Source organism: Pseudomonas sp. PvP027, from assembly GCF_017833005.1.
Classification (GTDB): domain Bacteria; phylum Pseudomonadota; class Gammaproteobacteria; order Pseudomonadales; family Pseudomonadaceae; genus Aquipseudomonas; species Aquipseudomonas congelans.
In genome coordinates, this window is the sequence record NZ_JAFIBK010000001.1 from 5,786,481 (window position 1) to 5,804,226 (window position 17,746).

A 17,746-nucleotide genomic window follows, 5' to 3' on the forward strand; every position below is an offset into this window, starting at 1 on the left:
AAGATGAGCCGTCTGGCACCCGGCGCGGCAGGATCAGTCCTGACGGCTGGTCACTTCCAGCAGGTGATAGCCGAACTGGGTCTTTACCGGACCCTGAACGGTGTTCACCGGAGCGCTGAATACGACAGTGTCGAATTCCTTGACCATCTGGCCTGGACCGAACGAACCCAGGTCACCGCCTTGACGGCTCGATGGGCAGCTGGAATTGGCCTTGGCGATTTCTGCGAAATCAGCGCCGCCTTCGATCTGAGCCTTGAGTTCGTTGCATTTTTCTTCGCTCGAAACAAGGATGTGGCGGGCAGTGGCTTTAGCCATGGGGAATAATCTCCTGTGAAAAAAAAGAAACAGCCTACCGGATTCAGTGCGGTATTTCCCGACAAAGTTCCGTCGCTCTGTTTATCTGTAACGCAGACGGTCAACCGCGCGACGCAGCAGTTGTTCGGTGCCTTCCCAGCCAAGGCAGCCGTCGGTGACCGAAACGCCATACTGCAGCGTTTCCCCCAATGCCTGGCAGCCGTCGAACAGGTGGCTCTCGATCATCATGCCGATCAGCGAGGTATTGCCTGACAAGCGCTGTTCCAGCACATCCTCGAACACACCTGGCTGACGCAGCGGGTCCTTGCCACTGTTGGCGTGGCTGCAATCGACCATGATTCGCGATGCGACATTATTCTTGCTCAGGCTCGCCTGCACCTTGGCCACATTCTGGCAATCGTAATTGGGGCCGCCGTGACCGCCGCGCAGCACGATGTGCGTATCCGGATTGCCTTGTGTCTCGATAATCGCCGGGTGGCCATGACGGTCCATGCCGAAGTGGCGATGCGGATGTGCAGCCGAACGCATCGCGTCGCTGGCCACCGTCACGCCGCCGTCAGTACCGTTCTTGAAACCGACGGCCATGGGCAGGCCGCTGGCCATTTCCCGATGGATCTGCGATTCGGTGGTCCGAGCGCCAATCGCGACCCAGCTAAGCAGATCGTCGAAGTAGCCGGCCGCCATCGGTTGCAGTATCTCGGTGGCGATCGGCAGACCCAGGCCCAGCATGTCCAGCATCAATTGTCGCGACAGCGTCAGGCCCTCGGCCATGTCGTCACTGCCGTCAAGGCGCGGATCGTAAGCCAGACCTTTCCAGCCCACCGTCGTGCGCGGTTTTTCGACGTAGGCGCGCATCACCAGCAGCATTTGATCACTGACTTGCGCGGCGAGGCCGGCCAGTCGTTCAGCATATTCAAGGGCAGATCGAGGGTCGTGGATCGAGCAGGGGCCGACAATGACCAGCAGTCGTGAGTCTTCGCCTTCAAGGATGGCGCGTACGGCGCGGCGATGGGCGGCAACCTGTTCGGCGAGCGCTGCGTCGAGGGGCAGACGCATCTTCAATTCCAGAGTACCTGGCAGGCGTTTCGAGGCGGGGCTGTTGTCTGCCAGCTTGACGGCGTGGCTGGACAGGTCGGACGGGTTTACGGCAACGGACGAATTCATGTGCTGGCTTCCTGGGCTGGCGGGACGCTCCCGCGCAGACCCTACTGGGGTGTTCGACAAAGGGCTTCTAGAACCGCGGGTATGTGGTTGCCACCTGGCAGTGACCGAACGGAGGCGGCAGGCTGTCCCGAACGGAGGTGGCTAAATCGCCAGGCAAAATCGATGTCGTTGCGGTAATAAGTGGCGTAGTTCATGTCGTGATCCTCGATGCGATGCAGGTTGATTGTTTACGGCTGTTCTTGAACAGACCGTTGAAAATGCGTGGCCCTGAAAAAACAAAACCCCCGGTCGGGAAGCCGACCGGGGGTTAGAGAATTCTCTGGTTGGCGTCCCCTTGATGTGGGCGCCGGATGGGTATCAGGCGCGCCAGTGGCTAAACCAATACCCATAATAGGAGTCAACGGATGCGCTCACCGAGGCAGTCTGCACAGCCACGTCACATGCACGGCAAGCAATGCCGGTAGCAGCGTCGAGTAGCGGTGAAGTGGATTGCAGCATGGTGGGTCTCCGTAGATTGAGCGCAAGCTTACTTCAGGAAAGGAGGCGCCTTCAATTGGAAAATTCAATCAGCGGGATTATCGATTTCTGCGGATTCAGGCAGGTGGATTTTCTGTGGCGACAGCGAACCGCTCAACGGTTGATGGCATGCGGTATCCGGGCGGGCTATTTTGCCCGCAACCCTGTATACCTGAAGTCAGGCAACGGCTTTGGCGTTTTGTCCGGGATGCGTTGTCACCATGTATTAAGTCGCCAGGTAATAACCGGCTACTCTTCACGTGCTTCTTCATGCCGGGTGTCCGTGTTCGGGATCGTCCCGATCTTCATGCCCAGCAATACAGCTACCTTATGCGCTTCACCGCGCCTTCCTTTCTTGCGTCCTGCCAGTACCTGGTAAGTGGTCGCTGGATCAATGCTGTTTTCACGAGCGAACTCCTGAACAGATTTGCCCTGTTGATCCAGCCAGGCCTTGGCTTGTGCGGCGGTGCGTATTCCGGGCATAGTTCAAAACCGTTCAAATCTATTCAATTCCGTGGGATTCTAACATTCGTTAGGATGGCTTCAAAAGGATCATAGGTTCAAATGAGTGGAATCGGTTGCCGGCTGAGAAAAGAAAGAGAGCGCCTGAGGATGTCTCAGCGTACCTTCGGTGAAATAGGGGGGGTCGAGGCTAACGCCCAGGGCAAGTACGAAAACGGTGATCGCGCGCCGAAAGCCGACTACCTGGCGGCGGTTGCGGCCAAAGGCGTCGACGTGCTTTATGTGTTGACGGGGACGCGAACGCCGATGCCGATCGACAATCTCAGTCTCATCGAAGAAAAGATCCTGGGCAGTTATCGGGTGCTGGGCAAGGAAGATCAGGACGCTATCAGGCGCCTGACAACTACCATTGCAGAGCTCTCCGCGCCATCATCGGGGACCGCAAAGCTTCCTTCGGGCAACTGATACAAGACCGGGACGCACACAGCTCTGCCGTTCTATCGGGAATTTGACAGCCCTCCCTGATGCGCTTGCCATCATATTGATGTGAGACGGTGCTCGCAGTGCTAGGTCTGCCTCGTTGTTTTTGTTATGGTGATTGGCATTCGTTATGACCGTTGCGCGAGGTGTCTGCTTGATTAAGGTGCTAGTTGTCGATGACCATGATCTTGTCCGGACAGGCATCACACGCATGCTGGCCGACATTGATGGTCTGCAGGTTGTCGGGCAGGCCGATTCCGGCGAGGAATCCCTGAAAAAAGCGCGCGAGCTCAAGCCCGACGTCGTACTGATGGACGTCAAGATGCCGGGCATCGGCGGGCTGGAAGCGACGCGCAAGATGCTGCGCAGCCACCCTGATATCAAGGTCGTCGCTGTCACCGTCTGTGAAGAAGATCCTTTCCCGACCCGTTTGCTGCAGGCTGGCGCTGCCGGCTACATGACCAAAGGTGCCGGGCTTGCTGAAATGGTCCAGGCCATTCGCCTGGTGTTTGCCGGTCAGCGTTACATCAGCCCGCAGATTGCCCAGCAACTGGCATTGAAGTCGTTTCAGCCGCAGGTCAACAATTCGCCGTTCGACCTGCTGTCCGAGCGCGAGATCCAGATTGCCCTGATGATTGTCGGCTGCCAGAAAGTCCAGACCATCTCGGACAAGCTGTGCCTTTCACCGAAAACCGTTAATACCTACCGATACCGTATCTTTGAAAAGCTCTCGATCAGCAGTGATGTTGAACTGGCTTTGCTCGCTGTACGTCACGGCATGGTTGATGCCAGCGCCTGAACATGACCCAGACATTTGATCCAAGTGCATTTCTCGCGACCTGTAGCGGTCGCCCCGGCGTCTACCGTATGTTCGACGCCGAAGCCACACTGCTTTACGTCGGCAAGGCCAAGAACCTCAAGAAGCGTCTGGCCAGCTACTTTCGCAAGACCGGACACGCGCCCAAGACCGGAGCGCTGGTGTCGCGTATCGCCCAGATTGAAACCACCATCACGGGCAACGAAACCGAAGCGCTGTTACTGGAGCAGACCCTCATCAAGGAGTGGCGGCCCCCGTACAACATTCTCTTGCGTGACGATAAGTCCTATCCCTACGTATTTCTGTCCGATAACGCGTTTCCGCGGTTGAGCATTCATCGTGGCACCAAGAAGGCCAAGGGTCGCTATTTCGGGCCTTACCCGAGTGCGGGCGCGATTCGCGAGAGCCTCAGCCTGCTGCAGAAGACTTTCCAGGTGCGGCAGTGCGAGGACAGCTATTTCAAGAACCGCACGCGTCCTTGCCTGCAATATCAGATCAAACGCTGCAAGGGGCCGTGTGTCGGACTGGTCGAGCCTAAGGTGTATGCCGAAGACGTGCGTCACTCGGTGATGTTCCTCGAAGGGCGCAGCAATGCCCTGAGCGACGAGCTGAACGCCTCCATGGAAAAAGCCGCGATGGCGCTCGATTTCGAACGCGCAGCCGAGTTGCGTGACCAGGTCGCCTTGTTGCGTCGCGTCCAGGATCAGCAAAGCATGGACGGCGGCACCGGCGATGTGGATGTGGTCGCCGCGTTCGTCAACCCTGGCGGTGCCTGTGTGCACCTGATCAGCGTGCGCGGCGGGCGGGTGCTGGGCAGCAAGAACTTCTTCCCGCAGGTGGGCATAGAAGAGGAGGTCGGCGAAGTGATGTCGGCATTCCTGGCGCAGTACTTCCTCGGCGGCATCGACCGTGAGCTGCCCGGAGAAGTCATCGTCAATGTCATCAACGACGATTTTCCTGCGTTCGTCGACGCCATCGAAGAGCTGCGCGGCGTCGAGATGGTGATCAGTCATCGCGTGCGCGGCACTCGGGCGCGCTGGCAGCAAATGGCGGTCACCAATGCCGAGCAGGCACTGACCGCGCGGCTGGCCAACCGTCAGCATGTTGCGTCGCGGTTCGAGGCGCTGGCCAAGGTGCTGGGTCTCGAAGACCCGCCGATGCGCCTGGAATGCTATGACATCAGCCACTCCAGTGGTGAGGCGACCGTCGCGTCCTGCGTGGTGTTCGGCCCCGAGGGCCCGATCAAGTCCGATTACCGGCGTTTCAATATTGAAGGTGTGACTGCGGGCGACGACTATGCCGCCATGCACCAGGCGTTGACCCGGCGTTACAGCCGCATCAAGGCCGGGGAGGGCAAGTTGCCGGATGTGCTGCTGGTGGACGGCGGCAAGGGGCAGATGTCCATGGCGCGCGACGTGCTCAATGAATTACAGGTGCCTGACCTCATCCTGCTCGGTGTTGCCAAGGGCACCACGCGCAAGGCTGGTTTCGAGACCTTGTACCTGAACGACTCAGCACATGAATTCACGCTGCCCGGCGACTCGCCGGCCCTGCACCTTATCCAGCAGATTCGCGACGAGGCGCACCGTTTCGCAATCACCGGCCACCGTGCCCGCCGGGGCAAGACCCGGCGCACATCGACCCTTGAGGGCGTGGCGGGTGTCGGGCCGACCCGGCGTCGTGACCTGCTCAAACATTTCGGCGGATTACAGGAATTGTCCCGTGCCAGCATCGATGAAATAGCAAAAGCACCCGGAATCAGTAAAAAGCTGGCAGAGTCGATTTATGCAAACCTGCACAGCGAGTAGAATGCTCGCTCACCTCGTAGCCAGTTGTGCCGATGAATATCCCTAATCTGATCACCGTACTACGCGTTTTACTGATTCCGATCTTCATTTTGTTGTTCTACATGCCTTATCACTGGAGCTACATGGCGGCCAGTGCAGTCTTTGCGTTCGCTGCGGCGACCGACTGGCTCGACGGGTATCTGGCCCGCCGTCTTGAACAAAGCACGCCCTTTGGCGCCTTTCTCGATCCGGTAGCAGACAAACTGATGGTGGCCGTTGCATTGGTGCTGCTGGTTCAGGCGCACGCCAATCTATGGCTGACGCTGCCCGCAGCGGTGATCATCGGCCGTGAAATCGTAATCTCTGCGCTCCGCGAATGGATGGCGGAAATCGGCGCGCGTGCGCAGGTTGCCGTTTCCAACATGGGTAAATGGAAGACGGCGGCGCAGATGCTCGCGCTGGTCATTCTGCTCGGCAACCCGCCGGCCATCACCCTGTGGGTCATTCTCGGCTATGCGCTGCTGCTTATCGCTGCGGGGCTGACCCTGTGGTCCATGGTGCAATACCTGAGGGCCGCATGGCCGCACCTCAGAACCACTGCAGAAAAAAAATAAGTTTTTGAATCAAAGGCTTGACGCCGCTATTTGAACCGCTAGAATAGCGCCCGTCATCAAGACAATGCGGGAATAGCTCAGTTGGTAGAGCACGACCTTGCCAAGGTCGGGGTCGCGAGTTCGAGTCTCGTTTCCCGCTCCAGATATTGATTCACTGAACCCTCAAGGCTCACTGAATCAGCAAAAAAAAGACGCCTAGGCGTCTTTTTTCGTTTTTGCGGTATGCATTCCCTGTTTACTTTTCTGTAGTGGAAGTCCGCTTGTCCGACGCAGGTTTTGCGTCCGGGACCGCACAGCTGTCGCCACTGCAACGGCGGCTGCCGTCAGGGTGGGGGAGCCAGGCAAGGTAAGGCCGCGAGCGGCAAAAAAGCCGGTAGCCCAGGTTGAACACTGGCCTCATGAATCGCCATGACAGCGGCGCGACCCATGCACCCAGGCCGGCCGCTCGCCAACTCCAGAGTGTCGCGTCCAGGCCCTTGACCCATGTGCCATCGCTGAATCTGGCGTGCAGTAGCGACTCCATATCCTCAAGTGTGAATCCAAGAGAAGTGGCGTCAAAGGCGTCGTCACGGATATCCACGAACAAAAGTCGCTCAGGCGTCGCATGCGCGCGCAGGGTTCTGACTTCTCGAGCGCAGAGCGGGCAGTCACCGTCAAAGTAAAGCGTCAGCGGCCATTCAACTTTCTTGTACATCGTTAATAGTCTTGTATAGGTTTTTTACACCTTATGCTCAAAAGGCCGTGCTGACAATGGGCGTCGGTATTCGTCCGGGCTCTGGTTTTCGAGTAATGCTGATCCGTTCCGCGATCACCGCCGCCCAGCACGTGTACTCACGTCCACCCACACTGCCAGCACCAGGATCCCGCCCTTGACGATCATCTGCCAGTAACTGTCGACGTCGAGCATCGACATGCCGTTGTCGAGACTGGTGATGACCAGCGCGCCAAGCAGGGCACCGTAGACAGTCCCCGAACCACCACGCATGGACGTGCCGCCGATGAAGCACGCGGCGATGGCGTCGAGTTCGCCCATGTTGCCTGCCGAGGGTGAGCCAGCGGCCAGGCGTGCGGTGTTGACCAGCCCGGCGAATGCGCACATCACGCCCATGATGCCGAAGATCCATAGCTTCACGGCCTGTACATTGATGCCGGATAGGCGCGTGGCCTCCATGTTGCTGCCGACGGCGTAGACGCGGCGTCCGAATACCGTCTGGCTGGTGACGTAACTGAACACGCCGAGCAGGACCAGCAACAGCAACACCGGAACGGGGATTCCGTCGTAGCTGTTGAGCACATAGACAAAGCCGCCCAGCACTGCACCGATCAACACCACACGCAACCCATCACGAATCAGCGAATGTGCCGCCAGCCCGTGCAGGGCTCGGTTGCGTCGTTGTTTCCAGGTCAGGAACAGCGTCAGCGCCAGCAGCAGAATGCCGAGCCCGGTGCCTACCGCGTGTGGCAGATAGCCCTGGCCGATATAGACCAGCGACGGCGACACCGGAGCGATGGTCGTGCCGCCGGTGATCCCCAGCAGAACGCCGCGAAACGCCAGCATGCCACCCAGCCCGACGATGAACGAGGGGATCCGCAGGTAGGCGGTCATGTAGCCGTTGGCCAGGCCGATCATCAGGCCGCACAGGGCCACCACACTCAGGTTTGCCAGTAGCGGGACGTGGTAAACCACATCCAGAATTGCTGCCAGGCCACCGAGCAGGCCAAGCAATGAGCCTACCGACAGGTCAATCTCGCCGCTGATGATCACCAGCACCATGCCGCAGGCCAGAATCCCGGTAATGGACATCTGTCGCAGCAGGTTGGACAAATTGCGCGGGGTGAGGAAGCCGCCCTCGGTCTGCCAACTAAAGAACAGCCAGATAACGGCGATGGCAATCACCAGCGCGAGCATTTTATAGCGGGTGAAGAACTGTTTGACCTGGTTCATCTACGCGGTCTTCCGGGCATTATTGTTAGGGGCATCGGGTTGGCTGAGTGCAGCGGCGAGCACTTGTTCCTGAGTCAGGTCATGGTTGATGAAGTCGCCGCGCAACTGGCCGTCGCCAATCACCAGTACACGGTCGGACACGCCCAGCACTTCGGCCAGTTCTGAGGACACCATGATGATCGACACGCCCTCGGCTGCCAGCGCGCCCATCAGCTTGTAAATCTCGTACTTGGCGCCGACATCGACGCCGCGGGTGGGCTCGTCGAGAATCAGAACGCGTGGGCGGGTGAGCAGCATCTTCGCCAGCACGGCTTTCTGCTGATTGCCGCCGGACAGGCTGGTGATCGGCAAGAACGGGCTGGCCGTCTTGAGGTGCATGCGCGAGATTTCCCGGTCAATACTGCCCAACTCGGCTTCAGCGTCGATGCGGGTCATGTTCGAGTAGCTGTCGAGAACCGCGAGGGTGATGTTCTGGCCGACGCCCAGGTCCGGAATGATGCCCTGGCGCTTGCGGTCTTCAGGGACCATGCACAAGCCGGCGCGGATCGATTTGAGCGGCGTGCGCGTGTCGATCATCTGGCCATCGAGCCACACTTCACCGGTGTATCGACCGGGGTAGGCGCCGAACAGGGCGGATACCAGCTCGGTACGGCCCGCGCCCACCAGCCCGGCGATGCCGAGGATTTCCCCGCGTCTGAGGACGAACGATACGTCGTCGACCCGCTTGCGCCTGGGGTTATCGACGTCGTAGCAGGTGATATGCCGCGCTTCGAAAAGCACCTCGCCGACGTCATGCGGTTCGGTGGGGTAGAGGTTGCTCATTTCGCGCCCGACCATCTGGGTGATGATCTGCGCAATGTCCATGTCCGCCATTGCGGTGGTTGCGATATGTTTGCCGTCGCGGATGACTGAAATGGTGTCGCACACGGCGGCCACTTCATCGAGCTTGTGCGAGATGTACACGCACGCGACCCCCTTGGCCTTCAGGCCACGAATGATGTCCAGCAGCACCTCGATTTCGGAACGGGTCAGGGCCGAGGAGGGCTCGTCGAGAATCAACAGGCGCGCCTTTTTGTTCAATGCCTTGGCGATTTCCACCAGTTGCTGGTAGCCGCCGCCATACTGGGAAACCGGCAGCGCCACGTTCATGTCAGGCACTTTGAGTTCACGCATCAGCGACTCGGCGCGGTGGATCATGGCCGGATAATTCATGCGCCCGCCGGGGAGCGTCAGCTCGTGGCCCATGAAGATGTTTTCGGCCACCGACAGGTCAGGGACCAGCGTCAGTTCCTGATGGATGATGACGATCCCGGCCGCTTCCGTTTCGCTGATCGATTGTGCCTTGAGCGGTTGGCCGTCCCACAGGATCTCGCCATCCCAGGTGCCGTAGGGATAGACCGCCGACAGGACCTTCATCAATGTGGACTTGCCCGCGCCGTTCTCGCCGCACAGGCCGACGCATTCACCGGGCCTCACCGTGATATCGATGCCGTTGAGCGCTTTCACACCGCCAAAGGATTTGACGATGCCGTTCATTTGCAACAGGTAGTCAGACATGGCGCAGGGCTCTACGAAGGTGTGATGGCTTGGCCTGAGCGGCGACCCTGCTTGACCGCAGGATCGTGCTCTAGCTTTTAGCGACGTATCAACGATCGAGGCTCATTGCCCGTCAATCTGTGTCTTGGTATAGAACCCGTCTTTTTCCAGCAGGTCGATGTTGTCCTTGGTCAACGCTGTAGGCGTCAGCAGGATGGTGTCGACTTTCTTGCTGCCATTGTCGTATTGCGAGCTGAAATCGGGTTTCTGGTTGCGTGCCAGTTGCACAGAGAGCTTGGCGGCTTCCGTGGCAATCAGTTTCAGCGGCTTGTAGACCGTCATGGTCTGAGTGCCATCAATGACCCGCTTGACCGCCGCGAGGTCCGCATCCTGACCCGAGATAGGGACTTTACCGGCCAGCTTCTGTGCGGCAAGGGCCTGAATCGCGCCGCCGGCAGTGGCGTCGTTGGAGGCGACGATGCCATCAATCTTGTTGCTATTACGGGTCAGGGCGTTTTCGACAATGCTCAGGGCTTCGGTAGGGTTCCACTCCTTTACCCACTGTTGGCCGACAATCTTGATATCACCTCTGTCGATAGCCGGTTGCAGCGCCTTCATCTGGCCTTCGCGCAGAATCTTGGCGTTGTTGTCGGTGGGCGCGCCGCCCAGCAGGAAGTAATTGCCCTTGGGCGCTGCTTTCAGCACGCCGTTGGCCTGCATCTCGCCGACTTTTTCGTTATCGAAGGAAATGTACGCATCGATATCGGCATTGAGGATCAGCCTGTCATAAGACACCACCTTGATCCCGGCTTTCTTGGCTTCGGCAACGGCATTGGTCAGCACGGTGGCGTTGAACGGCACGATGACGATCACATCGACGCCGCGCGAGATAAGGTTTTCTATCTGCGAGATCTGTTTCTGCTCATTGGCATCCGCCGATTGCACGAAGACCTTGGCGTCGAGCTTTTCCGCCGCCGCAACGAAGTAGTCGCGGTCGCGTGACCAGCGTTCCAGGCGCAGGTCATCAATGGAAAAACCTATTTTCGGGTGCGCAGAGTCAGCCATCACCGGCAGGGACAGCAAGGCCAGCGCGCTGGCGAGCAGCGTACGTTTCAGGGTGTTCATAGGGTGCGTCCTTTTATTGTTGTTTGAGACACTTCTTGACTGAGCGATAACGGTAGAACTGTAGAGCGTTGCCGGACGTCGCGTATGAAGATTTGTCGCCTGAATGTCACTGCGACGTCCAGCCAAGCCTGTCAGGCGTAGATAAAGCGGTTGACCACGCCTTCGAGCAGCTCCTGGCGACCACTGACAGCCTGCGGGTTCAGCTCGTTGGCGAAGGCGTGTTCGGCAAGCGACGCAAGGCTGAATTCGCCTGCCAGTACCGATTGCCCGAAAGGCTGCTGCCAGCCGGCGTAGCGCTGATCCTTGAAGTGCTGGAGTTTATCGTTCTGCACCATGGCGGCGGCACGCTCCAGCGCCAGGGCGAGGACGTCCATCGCGGCGACGTGGCCGTGGAACAGATCGATATCGTCGAGGCTCTGGCGACGCACTTTCGAGTCGAAATTGAAGCCGCCGTTGGTGAAGCCGCCAGCCTTGAGGATCTCATAGGTGGCGAGCGTCATCTCTTCGACGCTGTTGGGGAACTGGTCCGTGTCCCAGCCATTCTGTGGGTCGCCACGGTTGGCGTCGATGCTGCCGAAAATCCCCAGCGAGACCGCCGTGGCGATTTCGTGGTGGAAGCTGTGCCCGGCCAGTGTGGCGTGGTTGGCCTCGATATTGACCTTGATCTCGTTTTCCAGGCCGTACTGCTGCAGAAAACCGAATACCGTGGCGCTGTCGTAATCGTACTGATGCTTGGTCGGCTCCTGTGGCTTGGGCTCGATCAACAGATCGCCCTTGAAACCGATCTTGTGCTTGTGTTCGACCACCATGCGCATGAAGCGCCCGAGCTGTTCGCGTTCACGCTTGAGGTCCGTATTGAGCAGGGTTTCGTAGCCTTCACGACCGCCCCACAACACGTAGTTGGAGCCTTTGAGACGCTGGGTGGCATTCATCGCGCTGAACACCTGGGTAGCGGCGTAGGCGAAGACTTCCGGGTCCGGGTTGCTGGCAGCGCCTGCGGCGAAGCGTGGGTTGCTGAAGCAGTTGGCCGTACCCCACAGCAGTTTTATGCCGCTCTGTTCCTGATGGCGCTCCAGATGATCGACCATGTGCGCGAAGTTGTGGCGATACTCCTTCAATGAGGCGCCTTCCGGCGCCACATCGGTGTCGTGGAAGCTGTAGTAATCGATGCCGAGCTTGGAGAAGAACTCGAACGCCGCTTCGGCCTTGCCGATCGCCAGTTCCATGGGGTCACCGGAACCTTGCCAGGGGCGCTTGAAGGTGCCGACACCGAACATGTCGGCGCCCGGCCATACGAAGGTGTGCCAATAGCAGGCCGCCATGCGCAAGTGCTCACGCATGGGTTTGCCGAGGACCAGCTTGTCGGCGTCATAGTGGCGAAAGGCGAGGGGCGAGTCGCTGTCAGGGCCTTCATAGCGAACCCTGTCGACGTCGGGGAAGTACAGCATGAGCGTTTTCCTTATTGTTCTTGGCGGTGTCTGGATACTAGCAACGGCCCTGCGTGCGCTGATTATGAAAATCGTCAACGCACAGTGCGATTTTGAGTGTTGAGATTCGCCGGTCAGCGGCCTAGTCTGTGGCCCACGGCGTCGTGCTTATCGAATCGGCATAAAAACAATGAAGACCGTACCTCCCGTTCACCGTATCGCGCTGTTGTTCAACGGCAGCAAGATCTATGACCGCGGCATCATCAGCGGCATCGGCAACTATCTCAGCAGCACCCGGGTGTCCTGGGACCTGTTCCTGGAGGAGGATTTCCTCTGTCGCCTGAAAGGCATCGAGCGCTGGCAGGGGGACGGGATCATTGCCGATTTCGATGACCCGCTGATCGGCGAGGCATTGGCCGGGATCAAACTGCCGGTGGTGGCAGTCGGAGGCTCCTATCAGGATGAGCGTGCCTACCCGAAGGGCATTCCTTATGTGGCGACTGACAATCACGCCTTGATCAAGGCGGCCTACGAGCACCTGATCGAGGCCGGGCTGACGCGCTTTGCCTGCTTCAGCCTGCCTGAAGCACAGGCCAATCGCTGGGCGCAGGAGCGCGAGCAGGCCTTTCGCCGCTTGCTGCAACGCGACGGCCTGCACGCCGAGGTCTATCGTGGCCTGGGCACCAGCGCGCCGCTCTGGGACAGCGCCGTAGAACAGCAGATCGCCTGGCTGCAAAGCCTGCCCAAACCGATCGGCATCATCGCCGTGACCGACGCCCGCGCCCGTCAGCTACTGCAGGCCTGCCTGACCGCCGGAATTGCCGTCCCCGAGCAGGTGGCGCTGATCGGCATCGACAATGATCCGTTGACCAGAACCCTCACGCGCGTGCCGCTCAGCTCGGTCGTTCAAGGCACCGACACAATGGGCCGCACCGCCGCACGGCTGCTGCACCAGATGCTGCACGGCATGCCGTCTTCGGGTACACACATTCTGATACCGCCGGACACTGTCAACGTGCAGGCTTCGAGTCTGCATCAGCCCTTGGGTGACCCTTATGTGATGCAGGCGCTGCTGTTTATCCGGCAGTACGCGTGTCAGGGCATCAAGACTGCACAGGTAGCCGCCTATGTGGGCGTTTCGCGCTCATCACTGGAATCGCATTTTCGCCGCGTAAGGGGCTGCAGCGTGCACGACGAGATCCTGCGCTTCAAACTGGCCGCCGCTGCAAACGGACTGGAAAACACCGGGCTGGCCATTGCCGAGATCGCCCGCGATTGCGGTTTTCGGTCTGCGCAATACCTGCACACCGTGTTTCGTCGCGAGTTCGGCTGCACGCCGCGGGAGTACCAGCAGGATGTCAATGCGGCAGTGCAATACCCAAGTGCCTGACAAGGTCAGGCAGCCACGACCCTTATCGTCCAGAAGTCGTTGGACAGATTTTCATCCAGCAAATAACTGTAGGGCAGGGTGAAGTAGCCTTCCATGCCCCAGCTGGCGCCCCATGAGTTGCGCAAGATGAAATGCTGATGGGCATCGTTGTAGCCCACTGCCAATACGCAGTGCCCTCCCAGCATTTTTTCATGAGGGCCCGGCATCGGGGCATGCCCGGTCTGCGCAACTTTCTTGCTTTCAAAGCTCTCGTAGACGGAAAAACCAATGACAAACGGATAACCTGCCGCCAGGCAGCCTTTCATCTGATTGAGGTTTTGCGCAACTTTCTGGTAAGACACTGCCTTGTATTTTCTTGCGTCCTTGTAGCAGGCAGCCGGAGGTTTGACAGTGAACTTCTCAATATCATAAGGCCACTCTTCTTCAGGGCAATCACCTTGCTTCGCAACACTTTTAATGCCGTGCCGGATCATCGCGCCGCTGTCCGAATCGACGGTATGCTCGATAACCCGTTCGTTGTAATAGATAAACAACCGCGAGGGTTCGAACGCCGGCGTCAACTTTTGCTTCATGCGATCAAACTGAATCGCTCCGGCAATACCGTTTGCGGTACAACTACCCAGTTGGCCCTGATCGTACACAGGCGGGCAATGGGGGCGCAGATCAACCTTGTGTGGAAGCGCCGCCAGTGTGGTGGGCGGGGCAGCATACAGATGATCGCGATGATCAGGCAGATCGCGAATCCATCCATACTGTTTGACGGTATAGGTCATTTCGTTCTCCTTGTGAGGCACTGTCAGAAAATTGATATCGCTCATGTAAGCAGGTTTTTGATAGAAGCAGATTAAACTTCGTTTAGTACATAGTGTGCTATGAGTTGACCGGGCAGGCTCATTTGGCTTGTGGTGCTAGTTGCGTAATAGGCCAGATGAGTCACTTTTTTATATGGCCTTATTGCAATGGACTTACACCTCCTTTTGCGCTTGGCACGGACCAGGGTTTTATCGAAAGTGGCGAAACGATACCGCTTGAGCGAATCCTATCCTGCGCCTCATAAGCGTACCGTCCGGTATATTTAAATTGACAGCATTCGATGTGCGGGCTAAAAAATACTCGTTGGTACAGTTATGGGCGAAGCGCCAGTCGCCGCATGCAAGATGAGGGGTAGGGGGATGGAGACGATGCAGCTGCATGAAATACTGACTGCTCACCTGCGTATCGATAAGCCGCAAACGCTTTGCAACCCTCAGCGGGGGCAGCGCAGCAGCGGTGAGATACTGGGAGGAGAATTTAACGGCGATCGATTGCAGGGGCAGGTTCTTCCGGGAGGCAGCCTTTTTCTCGTGCCCCAGGATGACAGCCTTGCACGATTCAGCCTGTACTACACCTTGCTGACTGATGATGGAATAAAGATAGATGTCGTCGGAGAGGGGCTCGTGGCCTTCGATGAAGCGGACCGCGCACCATTGGCCGAATCGCGCTGTCGGTGCACGTGCAGCAAGCAGTTCAGCGTTCCTTCCGGCGCTCATGATGACCTGCAGAGAAACCTGTACGTCGGCAGAGTAAATATAAAAGCCGGGGATGACAGCATGCGTGTCAGTATTTTCCAGGTTAACGAGGTATAAAAAACCGTCACAGAAGCGGGCAGATGTGAAAGCCAGTGTCAGGTTCGTTATCGAGGTGCAGACCTTGTCGTCGACACCTGTGGGGCCCGGCACAACGAAATTTAAATTATTTTTGCTATTTGTCGAAGTCGCCAGTTCACGCGGATTTGAAGTGCTCGAAATGTTGTCTCCCGACAAGCAGTTCGAGCGTTACTTTCAAGGGCGTGAGGATGGTCTGTCGCCCACGCCGGATATCCATCTGATGCATTTGGTTACGATGTGACCCTTACTAGCTGGTAAAAAAACTCAATCCTTTGCCGACCGCACAGTCATAACTCACCGGACTGCCCACCTGCTGATAACCAGGAACATTCAGCGTGGTCATGCTGAATGTGGCGGTGCCGTTCGAGCGTATCTGATAGCGAATGAATTGCTCGATGGGTTTGTTATCGCGATCAAGGCTGAAGTGGGTGTCCGAAAACGCCAGGGTGCCGTCGGGTGTGATGCGGTAGGCATCGATGCGTTTGCCGCCTTTGGTTTTGGACGGCTCGGCCCCTGCGATCGAGGATTTGCATTGTCCCAGGTCGATCACCACGGCGACCGACTCTCCGGTGTTCAACGCCTGGGTGATGGCGGAGTAGGTGGGTAGCGCGTCGCCTGCGTGAGCGAGGCCAGGCAGTGAAAAAGCAAGCAGTGCAGCGGCGTAGCAAGGTTTCATGGCAGCTCCAGGAAGTCAGTCTGAAGGGGGAAAAGACCCGTCCATCTCGCGATTATCGAGCGTCGCGAAACCTACCATAAGCTACGAATCAGGTGGGCCCACGATAGCAGTGGCACCTCTCTAGAGCATCTTCATACTTTTTCCCGTTCTGCCGATAGGAATGACGGAGATAATTTTATTTACCGGTCACGGGAAGGGGATTGAAGATGCTGAGACAGCTGAAAATAGCCGCGCGGACCTCCGCCTGCTTTGCGTTGATGGTGGTGCTGGTGTTCGGCCTTGGTATTTTCAGCATTCAGCAATTGCACGGTATTCGTGAGCAATCGCTTGAAATCGAAAACGATGCCCTTCCCGGGATTGCGCTGGGTGACGATATTTCCCTGGCGGTCGAGAAAACCCGCACTACCGTGGCCAAAATGCTTGCCACGCATGACCTTGCGCAAGTGGCTATGGCTCACGCCGAGCTCCTTGAAAAGAAGGCCGGGTTCCAAAAGGCCGTAGAGGCCTACGACCCGCTCATCACCGAGGATGAAGAGCGCGCGCTCGTCGAGGGTCTGAAGAGCACTTATAAGGGCTACATCGACCGTGCCGAGAAGGTTTATACGCTGATCAACGAGAATCAGGCGGAGGCCGGAAGGGCGATCGTCTGGGGCGAGATGAAGGCCATGGCGGAAAGTATCGAAGCAGCCCTTGGCAAGCTGGAAAAGATCAATGATGACTCCGAAGCCGAATCCAGCGCTGCAGCGACCTCGGTGTATGAAAACGCCGTGGTCGTCACTCAGGCGGTGATGTTTCTGACGGTGTTGCTGACCGTATTGCTTGCCTGGCGTCTGACGAAAAGTCTGGCAGTACCGATCAGCCAGGCGCTGCACAGCTCGGAAACCATTGCCGCAGGCGACCTGCGTCCCAGTGCAATCAACCGTGAGGGCACTGATGAAGCCGCCCTGTTGCTGCAATCGATGGAGCGTATGCGCGGCAATCTGAGCCAGACCCTGAGTCAGGTGGGCGATGCCGCTCACCAGTTGGCGTCGGCCACGGAAGAAATGAGCGCCTTGATGGTCAACAGCAACGCCGATCTGGTGGTGCAGAACAGCGAAATTGAAATGGCCGCCACCGCAGTCACCGAGATGAGTCAGGCGGTCGATGAAGTAGCGCGTAATGCGGTGACCACTTCGGTGGAATCCAGAGCCTCTTCGGTATCGGCTCGCGAAGGTCAGGAAGAGCTCAATCAAACCGTCAAATCGATCCTTGAGCTGACCCGAAATGTAGGCACGGCGTCGGTCGAGGCGCAGGCGCTGGCCATCCGCACGCTGGATATCACCAAGGTTCTGGATGTTATTCGCGCAGTGTCCGAGCAAACCAACCTGCTGGCGCTCAACGCTGCCATCGAAGCGGCACGCGCTGGCGATGCCGGGCGGGGTTTTGCTGTGGTCGCCGACGAGGTGCGCGCGCTGGCCCACCGCACCAGCGAATCGACTCGCGAGATCGAAACCATGATCGGGCACATCCAGCAGGGCACCAAAAGCACCCTGGTCGCGCTTGAAGTCAGTACCGAACAGGCGCAACGCACCAAACAACAGGCCGAGTCGGCTAACGCTGTACTGGCCAGCATCGCCAGTTCGGTCATGGTTATCGATGAGCGCAACACGGTGATCGCCAGCGCTTCTGAAGAGCAAGCGCTGGTTGCGCGGGAAGTGGACCGCAACCTGGTGCGCATCCGTGACTTGTCGGCACAATCGGCGGTGCGCACCAGCCAGACCGGCAGCGCCAGCCAGTCGCTGGCCGAGCTGGCGAGTGACCTGACGACCACGCTGGGGCAGTTCAAGCTTAGATAACAGGCTCCGGT

Annotated in this window: 18 protein-coding genes and 1 tRNA gene; 9 read left to right on the forward strand and 10 right to left on the reverse strand. The window is 58.3% G+C overall.

All coding sequences use genetic code 11. The features are described from left to right. Positions 1–33 precede the first annotated feature (33 nt). The 3 genes from JOE33_RS25220 to JOE33_RS25230 form a co-directional block, all read right to left on the reverse strand. Positions 34–315: a peptidylprolyl isomerase gene (locus JOE33_RS25220; RefSeq protein WP_002553340.1), complete on the reverse strand. Its 282-nt coding sequence runs from the start codon at positions 313–315 to the stop codon at positions 34–36. Between the two features lie 81 nt (positions 316–396). Further along, on the reverse strand, positions 397–1,479 hold the full coding sequence (locus JOE33_RS25225) for a 3-deoxy-7-phosphoheptulonate synthase (RefSeq protein WP_209924142.1): 1,083 nt from the start codon (positions 1,477–1,479) through the stop codon (positions 397–399). Positions 1,480–2,244: 765 nt separating this feature from the next. Continuing rightward, positions 2,245–2,478 (reverse strand): DNA-binding protein, encoded by a 234-nt coding sequence (locus tag JOE33_RS25230; RefSeq protein WP_032612796.1) that lies wholly within the window; start codon positions 2,476–2,478, stop codon positions 2,245–2,247. 129 nt (positions 2,479–2,607) lie between these two features. Between JOE33_RS25230 and JOE33_RS25235 the strand changes: the two genes are divergently transcribed. From JOE33_RS25235 to JOE33_RS25255, 5 genes are all read left to right on the forward strand, one after another. Further along, positions 2,608–2,922 (forward strand): transcriptional regulator, encoded by a 315-nt coding sequence (locus JOE33_RS25235; protein WP_054993904.1) that lies wholly within the window; start codon positions 2,608–2,610, stop codon positions 2,920–2,922. A gap of 169 nt (positions 2,923–3,091) precedes the next feature. Next, a complete protein-coding gene (gene uvrY / locus JOE33_RS25240; protein WP_002553344.1) occupies positions 3,092–3,736 on the forward strand; it encodes a UvrY/SirA/GacA family response regulator transcription factor in 645 nt (214 codons plus the stop codon). Positions 3,737–3,738: 2 nt separating this feature from the next. Further along, positions 3,739–5,562, forward strand: coding sequence for an excinuclease ABC subunit UvrC (gene uvrC, locus JOE33_RS25245; RefSeq protein ID WP_187625440.1), 1,824 nt, complete (start codon positions 3,739–3,741; stop codon positions 5,560–5,562). A gap of 32 nt (positions 5,563–5,594) precedes the next feature. Next, positions 5,595–6,155: a CDP-diacylglycerol--glycerol-3-phosphate 3-phosphatidyltransferase gene (gene pgsA / locus JOE33_RS25250; protein ID WP_003400851.1), complete on the forward strand. Its 561-nt coding sequence runs from the start codon at positions 5,595–5,597 to the stop codon at positions 6,153–6,155. A gap of 66 nt (positions 6,156–6,221) precedes the next feature. Continuing rightward, a tRNA-Gly gene (locus JOE33_RS25255) sits at positions 6,222–6,297 on the forward strand. A 93-nt stretch (positions 6,298–6,390) separates the two neighbouring features. Here the strand turns inward: JOE33_RS25255 and JOE33_RS25260 are convergent. From JOE33_RS25260 to xylA, 5 genes are all read right to left on the reverse strand, one after another. Continuing rightward, positions 6,391–6,849 (reverse strand): DUF393 domain-containing protein, encoded by a 459-nt coding sequence (locus JOE33_RS25260; protein ID WP_054993905.1) that lies wholly within the window; start codon positions 6,847–6,849, stop codon positions 6,391–6,393. A 114-nt stretch (positions 6,850–6,963) separates the two neighbouring features. Then, on the reverse strand, positions 6,964–8,100 hold the full coding sequence (locus JOE33_RS25265) for a sugar ABC transporter permease (RefSeq protein WP_010440486.1): 1,137 nt from the start codon (positions 8,098–8,100) through the stop codon (positions 6,964–6,966). Beyond that, a complete protein-coding gene (gene xylG / locus JOE33_RS25270; RefSeq protein WP_187625439.1) occupies positions 8,101–9,657 on the reverse strand; it encodes a D-xylose ABC transporter ATP-binding protein in 1,557 nt (518 codons plus the stop codon). 102 nt (positions 9,658–9,759) lie between these two features. After that, positions 9,760–10,761 carry a D-xylose ABC transporter substrate-binding protein gene (gene xylF / locus JOE33_RS25275; protein ID WP_054993907.1) on the reverse strand — a complete coding sequence of 334 codons (1,002 nt, stop codon included), beginning with the start codon at positions 10,759–10,761 and terminating at the stop codon, positions 9,760–9,762. A 131-nt stretch (positions 10,762–10,892) separates the two neighbouring features. After that, complete coding sequence (gene xylA / locus JOE33_RS25280; protein WP_010440477.1) at positions 10,893–12,209, reverse strand: xylose isomerase; 1,317 nt, start codon at positions 12,207–12,209, stop codon at positions 10,893–10,895. A gap of 169 nt (positions 12,210–12,378) precedes the next feature. On the opposite strand from xylA, the gene JOE33_RS25285 reads away from it, so the two are divergent. Then, positions 12,379–13,578, forward strand: coding sequence for a XylR family transcriptional regulator (locus tag JOE33_RS25285; RefSeq protein ID WP_096102233.1), 1,200 nt, complete (start codon positions 12,379–12,381; stop codon positions 13,576–13,578). 5 nt (positions 13,579–13,583) lie between these two features. Here JOE33_RS25285 and JOE33_RS25290 read toward each other — a convergent pair whose 3' ends face one another. After that, positions 13,584–14,351, reverse strand: a complete 768-nt coding sequence (locus JOE33_RS25290; RefSeq protein ID WP_122694194.1) for a C1 family peptidase — start codon at positions 14,349–14,351, stop codon at positions 13,584–13,586. 399 nt (positions 14,352–14,750) lie between these two features. On the opposite strand from JOE33_RS25290, the gene JOE33_RS25295 reads away from it, so the two are divergent. After that, on the forward strand, positions 14,751–15,203 hold the full coding sequence (locus JOE33_RS25295) for a DUF3237 family protein (protein ID WP_187625438.1): 453 nt from the start codon (positions 14,751–14,753) through the stop codon (positions 15,201–15,203). Between the two features lie 25 nt (positions 15,204–15,228). Further along, on the forward strand, positions 15,229–15,465 hold the full coding sequence (locus tag JOE33_RS25300) for a hypothetical protein (RefSeq protein WP_187625437.1): 237 nt from the start codon (positions 15,229–15,231) through the stop codon (positions 15,463–15,465). Positions 15,466–15,471: 6 nt separating this feature from the next. Here the strand turns inward: JOE33_RS25300 and JOE33_RS25305 are convergent, their stop codons facing one another. Next, entirely contained in the window at positions 15,472–15,900 is a 429-nt protein-coding gene (locus JOE33_RS25305; RefSeq protein ID WP_010440468.1) for a VirK family protein, read from the reverse strand. Positions 15,901–16,106: 206 nt separating this feature from the next. Between JOE33_RS25305 and JOE33_RS25310 the strand changes: the two genes are divergently transcribed. Then, positions 16,107–17,735 (forward strand): methyl-accepting chemotaxis protein, encoded by a 1,629-nt coding sequence (locus JOE33_RS25310; RefSeq protein WP_187625436.1) that lies wholly within the window; start codon positions 16,107–16,109, stop codon positions 17,733–17,735. The last annotated feature ends 11 nt before the right edge of the window (positions 17,736–17,746 follow it).

Bases quoted from the DNA above. Each gene is read 5' to 3' on its own strand.
- JOE33_RS25220 (WP_002553340.1), bottom strand. From the start codon at position 315: ATGGCTAAAGCCACTGCCCGCCACATCCTTGTTTCGAGCGAAGAAAAA.
- JOE33_RS25225 (WP_209924142.1), bottom strand. From the start codon at position 1,479: ATGAATTCGTCCGTTGCCGTAAACCCGTCCGACCTGTCCAGCCACGCC.
- JOE33_RS25230 (WP_032612796.1), bottom strand. From the start codon at position 2,478: ATGCCCGGAATACGCACCGCCGCACAAGCCAAGGCCTGGCTGGATCAA.
- JOE33_RS25235 (WP_054993904.1), top strand. From the start codon at position 2,608: ATGTCTCAGCGTACCTTCGGTGAAATAGGGGGGGTCGAGGCTAACGCC.
- uvrC (WP_187625440.1), top strand. From the start codon at position 3,739: ATGACCCAGACATTTGATCCAAGTGCATTTCTCGCGACCTGTAGCGGT.
- pgsA (WP_003400851.1), top strand. From the start codon at position 5,595: ATGAATATCCCTAATCTGATCACCGTACTACGCGTTTTACTGATTCCG.
- JOE33_RS25260 (WP_054993905.1), bottom strand. From the start codon at position 6,849: ATGTACAAGAAAGTTGAATGGCCGCTGACGCTTTACTTTGACGGTGAC.
- JOE33_RS25265 (WP_010440486.1), bottom strand. From the start codon at position 8,100: ATGAACCAGGTCAAACAGTTCTTCACCCGCTATAAAATGCTCGCGCTG.
- xylG (WP_187625439.1), bottom strand. From the start codon at position 9,657: ATGTCTGACTACCTGTTGCAAATGAACGGCATCGTCAAATCCTTTGGC.
- xylF (WP_054993907.1), bottom strand. From the start codon at position 10,761: ATGAACACCCTGAAACGTACGCTGCTCGCCAGCGCGCTGGCCTTGCTG.
- xylA (WP_010440477.1), bottom strand. From the start codon at position 12,209: ATGCTGTACTTCCCCGACGTCGACAGGGTTCGCTATGAAGGCCCTGAC.
- JOE33_RS25285 (WP_096102233.1), top strand. From the start codon at position 12,379: ATGAAGACCGTACCTCCCGTTCACCGTATCGCGCTGTTGTTCAACGGC.
- JOE33_RS25290 (WP_122694194.1), bottom strand. From the start codon at position 14,351: ATGACCTATACCGTCAAACAGTATGGATGGATTCGCGATCTGCCTGAT.
- JOE33_RS25295 (WP_187625438.1), top strand. From the start codon at position 14,751: ATGGAGACGATGCAGCTGCATGAAATACTGACTGCTCACCTGCGTATC.
- JOE33_RS25305 (WP_010440468.1), bottom strand. From the start codon at position 15,900: ATGAAACCTTGCTACGCCGCTGCACTGCTTGCTTTTTCACTGCCTGGC.
- JOE33_RS25310 (WP_187625436.1), top strand. From the start codon at position 16,107: ATGCTGAGACAGCTGAAAATAGCCGCGCGGACCTCCGCCTGCTTTGCG.